General features: G+C 72.2%; 7 protein-coding genes. 1 reads left to right on the top strand and 6 read right to left on the bottom strand.

Translation table 11 applies throughout. The features are described from left to right. The 5 genes from HW445_RS11575 to HW445_RS11595 form a co-directional block, all read right to left on the bottom strand. Positions 1 to 1,692 (bottom strand): FAD-dependent oxidoreductase (locus tag HW445_RS11575; RefSeq protein ID WP_180220941.1); only part of this gene is annotated, 1,692 nt, incomplete at its 3' end. A gap of 46 nt (positions 1,693 to 1,738) precedes the next feature. Further along, complete coding sequence (locus tag HW445_RS11580) at positions 1,739 to 2,509, bottom strand: SDR family NAD(P)-dependent oxidoreductase (protein ID WP_180220942.1); 771 nt, start codon at positions 2,507 to 2,509, stop codon at positions 1,739 to 1,741. 195 nt (positions 2,510 to 2,704) lie between these two features. Next, the gene (locus tag HW445_RS11585) at positions 2,705 to 3,508 is read right to left on the bottom strand and encodes an IclR family transcriptional regulator (RefSeq protein WP_180220943.1); all 804 of its coding nucleotides are present in this window, start codon (positions 3,506 to 3,508) and stop codon (positions 2,705 to 2,707) included. A 148-nt stretch (positions 3,509 to 3,656) separates the two neighbouring features. Beyond that, positions 3,657 to 3,950 (bottom strand): YciI family protein, encoded by a 294-nt coding sequence (locus tag HW445_RS11590; RefSeq protein WP_180220944.1) that lies wholly within the window; start codon positions 3,948 to 3,950, stop codon positions 3,657 to 3,659. 50 nt (positions 3,951 to 4,000) lie between these two features. After that, complete coding sequence (locus HW445_RS11595) at positions 4,001 to 5,383, bottom strand: MFS transporter (RefSeq protein ID WP_180220945.1); 1,383 nt, start codon at positions 5,381 to 5,383, stop codon at positions 4,001 to 4,003. Positions 5,384 to 5,699: 316 nt separating this feature from the next. Between HW445_RS11595 and HW445_RS11600 the strand changes: the two genes are divergently transcribed. Then, entirely contained in the window at positions 5,700 to 6,740 is a 1,041-nt protein-coding gene (locus HW445_RS11600) for an NAD(P)-dependent alcohol dehydrogenase (protein ID WP_180220946.1), read from the top strand. Positions 6,741 to 6,824: 84 nt separating this feature from the next. Here HW445_RS11600 and HW445_RS11605 read toward each other — a convergent pair whose 3' ends face one another. Then, the gene (locus tag HW445_RS11605) at positions 6,825 to 8,234 is read right to left on the bottom strand and encodes a glycerophosphodiester phosphodiesterase family protein (RefSeq protein ID WP_308798901.1); all 1,410 of its coding nucleotides are present in this window, start codon (positions 8,232 to 8,234) and stop codon (positions 6,825 to 6,827) included. Positions 8,235 to 8,312: the final 78 nt, after the last annotated feature.

The raw sequence follows: 8,312 nt of genomic DNA on the forward strand, positions 1-8,312 counted from the left end.
CTCCGCGGCGTGCCGGGCGATGTCCCTGCCGACCTGGTAGCCGAAGACCATCGCCGGGCCGATGTTGGCCCCGTATCCCGGGTAGCCGCCGCCGAAGACGCTGACGGCCGCGGTGCCGACGGCGTAGAGGCCGGGCACCGCCTCGCCCTCCGAGGTGACGACCTCCGAGCGGCCGTTCACCGCCAGCCCGGCGTAGGTGCCCAGGTCGCCCATCTGGATCTTCACGGCGTAGTAGGGCGCCTTGTCGATGGGGGCGAGGTTCGGGTTGGGCTTGTGCTCCATGTCGCCCTTGAAGTGGTGGAACCAGTTCGAACCACGCTGGAACCTCCCGTCCCGCCCCTCGGCCGCGTCGGCGTTGAACTCGGCCAGGGTGCGCTCCAGCGCGGCGGGCGGCACGTCGATCCTGTCGGCCAGGTCCTGCACGGAGGAGCCCTCGACGAGGTAACCGACCTTCTTGTAGTACCAGGTGGGGAGCGGCCAGGGCTTGGCGTAGCCGATGCCGTAGGTGCGCATGGCCTTCCGGTCGGCGACGATCCAGCCGAAGGTGTCGCGTTCGCCCGCGTCCTCCTTGATCATCTCCACACCGAAGTCGTGGTAGGAGAACGACTCGTTGGCGAACCGCTCGCCCTTGCGGTTGACCGCGATCAGGCCGGGGAGGCCGAACGCGCGCAGGTGCGGGAAGACGCGGTCCTGCCCGCGCAGGTTCTTCCAGACCGTGACCGGGCCCCAGGACGCCGGCTGGTGCGGCCGGGTGTCGAGCACACCGCCGTGCCGCTCGGCCAGGAAGTAGCTGTCGCCCTGGTGGCCGATGGTGGGCGTGAAGTGGTCGTCGCCCCGCGGGTCGTGCCGGAAGGTCCGGGTGCGCAGCATGGCGTTGCCGGAGAAGCCGCCGGCCGCCAGGACCACGCCGTACCTGGCGCGCACGACACCCGGACGCGCGCCGGTGAGCACGGCGCCGTTCACCACGCCGTCGTCGCCCTTGAGGATCTCGGTGACCTTGGCGTCGGTCCACAGGGGGATGCCCAGGTCGCCGGCGCTCGCCAGCATGCGGGTCATCAGCGCGTTGCCGTTGGTGCGGGTGAACGCCCGGCGGAACAGCAGCCGTTCCACCCAGGTCCTGATCACCCGCCGCTGGACGTAGAGGAACGCCTTGAGGGAACGGTTCGCCTTGAGGAACGTGGCGATGTCCGGTCCGATCTCCGGCATGTAGCCGAACACGGTGTACGTGTACAGGTAGGGCTGGACCCGCAGCCGGTTCTTCCCGAGCATCCGGCCGCCGGCCCTGCTCACCGTCAGGGCCCGGCCCGACTTCCGCGCGCCCGGGGTGTCCATCTGGTAGTCCGGCGCCGTCTGCGGGTAGTGGAACTCGACGCCGGCCTCGTTCTCGAAGAAGTCCAGCGCCTCGGGCACCAGGTCCAGGAAGGACCCGACCGCCTCCGGGTCGTAGGAGTCGCCCGCCAGCGCCCTGATGTAGGTCTCGGCCTCCTCCCGGGTGTCGCCCTCGGCGACGCCCTGCCGGTTGCCGGGGACCCACAGCCAGCCGCCGGAGACGGCGGTGGTGCCGCCCAGGTACGGCTCCTTGTCGACGACCAGCACGTCCAGGCCCTGCTGCTTCGCCTTCAGCGCGGCCGAGACCCCGGCGGCGCCGGAGCCGATGACGAGCACGTCGCACTCGTAGGTCTGCTTGCTCATGTCAGTCCACCTTCTCTCGGGTACGGGTGTGACTCGGGTGCGGAGTTCAGTGGGCGGTGTAGCCGCCGTCGACCACGAGCTCGGTGCCCGTGGTGAACGACGACTCGTCGGAGGCGAGGTACAGCACCGCGTAGGCGATCTCCTCGGGTGCGCCCTGGCGGGCGATCGGGTTTCCCGAGACCAGCTGCCGGTAGTACTCCTCGGCGCCCAGCGGGCTCCGCTCGGCGGAGGAGCGGCTCATCCTGGTGGCCATGGAGCCGGGGTGGACGGAGTTGACGCGGATCCCGTGCGGCCCGTAGACGACGGCGTCCGCCTTGGTCAGCAGCCGGACCGCGCCCTTGGAGGCGTGGTAGAGCGGCACGTTGCCGCCGCCCGTGAGGCCGTGGATCGAGGAGAAGTTCACGATGCTGCCGCCGCCTCGCTCGATCATGGACGGCACGACGTACTTGGTCGTCAGCCAGGTGCCCTTGACGTTGACGCCGAAGACGGCGTCGAACTCGTCCTCGGTCGACTCGTGCGACGGGGCCGGACGTCCCAGGATCCCGGCCGCGTTGACCAGGACGTCGGGTGCGCCGAACCGCTCGGTCACCTGCCGCACCGTGCTCGCGACCTGGGCCGCGTCGGTGATGTCCAGCGTCCAGTCGGCCACGGCGTCGGTGCCCCAGTTCTCGGCGGGCGCCGCCCGGTCCAGATTGGCGACCGTGGCGCCGTGCGCGTGGAGCATGCGGACGACGGCGGCACCCAGGTCGCCGCTGCCTCCGGTGACGATCGCGACCTTTCCGGCGACCCGTCCCGTGCGCGGCCGATCAGCGTGCATGTGGTGCTCCTTCGCTCGGTGGTCCCCGTGACCGGATGCGTGGGGGACGGCGTTCGCCGAAGCCGGTGGCGGCCGCGCCGCGAGGCGGCGTCGTGGGGGCTCACCGGGAGGGGCGGCGCGGCCGCCGGACCGTCCCGGTCCGGCGGTGCGCCCAGCGTGCAGCGCGGCCGGCGCGGCCCACAACGCGCCTTCCACTCAATGGGAACGTGGCTTCGGGCCGTAACTGCGGAGCACGTCGGCGCCCGGGTCGCGGGCGCCCATGGAGCGTGAGATGCCACGGCTCGCCGCCAGCAGCGCGGGGACCAGCGTGCGGGGATTCGGCTCCGAGGAGGGGATCACCACCGACAGCGCGGCCACCACGTCGCCGTCGCCGTCCCGGACCGGGGCGGCGACGCCCGTACCCGCCCGGCTGATCATCTGTGACGCGACGACGAAGCCCTCGCGCCGCACCTGCGCCAGCAGGGAGCGGAGCCTGGCCGGATCGGAGACCGTCCCGGCGGTGTACCGCTCCAGGGGGCGCGACAGGACGTCCTCCTGGAGCTCGGACGGGCTGTGCGCGAGCAGGACCAGTCCCGCGGAGGTCGCGTGGACGGGGAGCCGGCCGGCGATCCTGGTGATGTTGCGGACGGCGCCCCGCGCGGACAGGCGCTCGAGGTAGAGCACGTCGGTGCCCTCCAGCACCCCGATCTGGGTGTGCTGTTTCACCACCGCCTGAAGGTCCTCCATGAAGGGCATCGCCGCCTCCCGCAGGCCGAGGGCGCGCGACGAACGGGACGCCAGCTCCCACAGCTGGTACCCCATGCGCACGCGTCGTCCGTCGGCGCGGTCGAGCGCGCCGAGCGCGACGAGTTCGTTGACCATCCGGTGGGCCGTCGCCACGGGGAGGCCGGCGTTCCGGGCGATCTCGGAGACGGTGAGGGTGGGGGAGCCGGCCGTGAACAGCCGCAGGATCCGCATCGCGCGCGTGAGGACCGACTCGCCGGAGTCCGACCTGGCCATGGACGATCACCTTCTGTTCCCGGTTCCTGTTCTCCCCGTGTGTACCCGACCGCGGCCGCGCCGGCGGACGCGGGACCCTCAAGGCGGCGGGTGCCCGGGCACCGCGGACCCGGCGTCCGCGGTGCCCGGACCGGCGGGCACGGGCCGGTCAGAACTCTCCGGCGAGGCGCCCGAGCACGGGCGTCCACTCCCGTGCGGTGACGTCGGCGACCAGCCCGCGCAGCCGGAACGGATCGTCCTCGGTGTGCGCGAGCGCCTGCTCGCGGGACCCGGCGCGGATCAGCAGCAGGGCGCCGGGCGATTCCCCGGCGCCGAACGGCCCGGAGCAGAGGTTGATCCCCTGATCGCCGAGCCTGCCCAGGAACTCCTTGTGGGCGGGGCGGTGCTCGTCACGTCGTGCGGTGTCGTCGGTGTAGGCGTAGGTGACCGCGAAGACCGGCATGCCGGTTCCTTTCGTACGGGGTGGGGGTGGGGCCGCGCCGTCGGGCTCGGTCAGCGGCGCGGAGCCGGCTTCCCGAGCTCGGCCAGGGGGACCTTGTGGGTCTCGCGCGCCACCAGGACGGCGAGCGCGGACACCGCGCCGCACACGGCGGCGAAGACCGCGACCGGGACCCAGGCGTCGACGCCGTCCCCCATCACCGCGAAGCCGATGGCGGGGGCGAAACCGGCCAGCAGGAAGCCGAACTGACTGCCGGTCGCGAAGCCGGAGTAGCGGACGCGGGCGGCGAAGAGCTCGGAGAAGTAGGCGGGCCACAGGCCGTTCATGCCCGAGTAGGCGATGCCGTTGAGCAGCACGGCGAACACGAACACCAGCAGGACGTCGCCCGTCGAGATCGCCCAGAAGTACCCGCACACCAGGACCGAGCAGCTGACGGCCGACATGATCCACACGGGGCGCCGCCCGACCCGGTCGGAGAGCGCGGCCACCGCGGGCACCACCACCACCGCCACCGCGTTGGCGACCACGGACACCCACAGCATGGTCTCCCGCTCCAGCCCGGCCTCCTCCGAGGTGGCGTACGCCAGGCCGAACACCATGAAGACGGTCTGGAACACCGCGAAGAGCGAGGCGAACAGGACCTTGAGCACATCGGCCCACTGGGTGCGGAAGAGGACCGCCAGGGGGAGGGGCGCGAGGTCGTCCTCGGCCGCCTCCGCCTCGAACACGGGGGTCTCGTCCAGCCGCCGGCGGACGACGTAGGCGAGCACGATCATGACGATGCTGAACCAGAACGGCACCCGCCAGCCCCATGACATCAGCTGGTCCTCCGGGAGGGCCGCCACCGGGATGAACACGAAGTTGGCCAGCACGATCCCGGCCATCGTGCCGGACATGGCGAAACTGGTGAAGAAGCCCCGGCGCCCCTCGGGGGAGTGCTCCAGCGTCAGGGTGCTGGCCCCCGCCGCCTCGCCACCGGCGGAGAGCCCTTGCCCGAGGCGGGCGAGCACGAGCAGGACCGGCGCCACGATGCCCACCTGCTCGTACGTCGGCAGCAACCCGACGGCGAGGCTGGAGGCCCCCATCATGAGCAGCGTGACGATCATGATCTTCTTCCGGCCGACCTTGTCGCCGAAGTGCCCGAGCACGATCCCGCCGACCGGCCGCGCGACGTAGCCGACGCCGAAGGTGGCGAGGGCCGAGACGACCCCCGCGGCCTCGTTGCCCGAGGGGAAGAACAGCTCGGGGAACACCAGGGCCGCGGCCGACCCGTAGATGAAGAAGTCGTAGTACTCGAGCATGCTGCCCAGGAACGCGGCGAGCGCGGCCTTGCGGCCGCCGCTGGTACCGGCGCCGCCCCGGCTCCCTCCGGCACGGCCGGGGGACCGGGTGCCCGGCGGGCGCGCCGCACGGGACGACGAGGTGGGTGTGGTCATGGATGCCTCCGAAACACGGCTCGCGGAGAGAGAGACCTGCAGAACGGTTCCCACGTGTGGTCGCACGAGGGTGTCCTCGGTCACGTCCGCCGCGATACGACCTTTCCGCTCAATGGAAAGCATTCGGAAGGCACGGGGTCCGTGCGGAAGTCCCCCGCACGCGGTGGCGACCGCGAGGACCGGGCAGACGGGCATAGAACGCCTCACCGAGGACGTTGCACAGTGCACCGGTCGCGCGGGGCACGCCCCCGTGCCCGGAACGCACATCGGAACAACCGAAGAACCGAACACCCGAGGAACCGGAGAACCACCCGGCATGACTTCTGTCGCCGCCTACGCCGCCCCCGCCGCCAAGGCTCCCCTGGAGCGCACCACCGTCGAGCGCCGGGAGGTCGGTGAGCACGACGTCCTGATCGACATCAAGTACGCCGGTATCTGCCACTCCGACATCCACACCGTCCGCGAGGAGTGGGGCCGGACCCACTTCCCCCTGACCCCCGGCCACGAGATAGCCGGTGTCGTCACCGAGGTCGGTTCCGGAGTGACCAGGTTCAAGGCCGGCGACCGCGTCGGCGTCGGCTGCATGGTCGACTCCTGCCGCGAGTGCGAGCAGTGCCTGGCCGGCCGGGAGCAGTACTGCCTCAAGGGCAACGTCGGCACCTACGGAGCCGTGGGCCGCGACGGCGAGATCACCCAGGGCGGCTACTCCACGCACATCGTCGTCGACGAGAACTACACCGTGCGCATCCCCGACGGACTCTCCCTGGACGTCGCCGCCCCGCTGCTCTGCGCCGGCATCACCACATACTCCCCGCTGAAGAAGTGGGGCGCGGGCCCCGGCAAGAAGGTCGCCGTCGTCGGCCTGGGCGGCCTCGGCCACATGGCCGTCAAGATCGCCCACGCCATGGGCGCCGAGGTGACGGTGCTGTCGCAGTCGCTGCGCAAGAAGGAGGACGGCCTCAAGCTGGGCGCCGACCACTACTACGCGACGGCCGACCCCCGCACCTTCGAGGAACTGGCCGGCTCCTTCGACCTGATCGTCTCCACGGTCTCCGCCAACGTCGACTTCAACGCCTACCTGGGTCTGCTGAAGGCCGGCGGCACCCTGGTCAACGTGGGCGCCCCCGAGCACCCCGTCTCGATCGGGCTCTTCTCCCTGATCGGCGGCGGGAAGAACCTGGCCGGCTCCATGATCGGCGGCATCGCCGAGACCCAGGAGATGCTGGACTTCTGCGCCGAGCACGGGCTGGGCGCGGAGATCGAGCTGATCTCCGCCGACCGCGTCAACGAGGCATACGAGCGGGTCGTCGCCTCCGACGTCCGCTACCGCTTCGTCATCGACACGGCCACCATCTGACGGAGCGCCCGGCCCGGCCGGGCGCACCGGCCGGGGCCCCGGCGTGTCCGACACGCCGGGGCCCCGCCCTCTCCGCGGGCCGCGTCAGTCCTGCGACGCCTGCCAGGCCACCAGCTCCGCGGGACGGTTGGTGATGATCGCGTCCACGCCCAGCGACTCCAGCGTCTTCCACTGCGCCGGCTGGTCCACCGTCCACACCATCGTGGCCACCCCCGCCCGGTGCAGGCCGTCGACCACGGACGGCCGGGTGGCCAGCGCCGTGGCGCTCGGGTTGTACGCGCTCAGGCCCAGTTCCTGGGCGACCCCCACCGGGTCGGCGTCCAGCGTGGACGTCAGGTAGCCGCGCGGCAGGCCGGGCGCCAGTTCGCGCGCCCAGATCAGGTGCTGCTTGCTGAAGCTCTGCACGAAGACCCGGTCCGGGGTCAGGATCCCCGCCGCGCGGAGCGCGTCGAACATCCGGGCCACCTGGTCCTTGGACGCCGCCCGCTTGATCTCCAGCAGCAGCCTGCCGCCCCGCGCCTTGAGGTCGGCGCCCTGCGCCCGCAGGGTGGGGACGCGCTCACCGGCGTACCCGGGGGAGAACCACGACCCGGCGTCCAGCGCGTCCAGCTGCGCGGAGGTCAGGGTGGTGAGGTCGCCGGTCCCGTCGGTGGTGCGGTCCACCGTGCTGTCGTGCATGACGTACGGGACGCCGTCCTTGCTGATCTGCCCGTCCGTCTCGATGAGGTCCGCGCCCGCCCGGCGCGCCAGCTCCTGTGCCGCCAGCGTGTTCTCCGGCGCCGCGGCCGACGCCCCGCGGTGCGCCACCACCAGCGTCTGACCGGTGGCGGCCCGCAGATACGGGTTGGCCGGGGCGAGGGCGGTGACCCTGACGTCGTCGAACGACACGGTCGCGCCGTCCACCAGCAGCGCCTGCCGTCCGTCCGCGGAGCGGCGCAGCGCGCCGGTGCTCAGCACCTTCCGCCCGTCGAGGTACCAGTCCGCCCTGCTGCCGTGGACGTCCACCCGCACCCGCACGTCCTTGCCGGTGCCGGCCGCGCCCACGGCGGCGGCGGTGTCGGTGACGTTCCAGGTGCCGGCCGTCGTGCGCTGTGCGAACTCCACGCCGTTGGAGGCGGTGGACCCCGAGCGCAGGGTGGCTATCCACCACGGGGTGGCCCCGCTCGCCGGGACGTCGAGGCCGAGGGCGAACCAGCGGGTGGGCTCGGCCACCTTCTCGAACCGGGCGGTGGCCTCGAAGCGGAAGTCGGTGAGGGGCGCGCCGAAGGTGATCCGGGCGCGGGAGCCGCCGGTGCCGACGAGGCGGCCGTCCCGCACCTTCCAGGTGCCGCTGACCGGCTTCCAGCCGGCCGGAAGGGCGGTGCCGTCGAAGGACTGCCGGACCACGGTGCCGCCGGGGCCGGCGGAGACGGCGTGGAGCCGGGTGGGCGACACCCGCTCGGCACCGGTCGCCGAGGGCGCGGTCGCCCCCGCGGTGAGGGCTGCGCTGATCACCAGTACGGTCGTGGCTGTGAGGGGTCGGCTACGCGTTTCCCTGGTCATGCACACGACGGTAGGGAGCGGCAGGTAACG

The sequence above is a fragment of the Streptomyces sp. UH6 genome (genome assembly GCF_013421635.1).
In the GTDB taxonomy this organism is placed as follows: domain Bacteria; phylum Actinomycetota; class Actinomycetes; order Streptomycetales; family Streptomycetaceae; genus Streptomyces; species Streptomyces abyssomicinicus.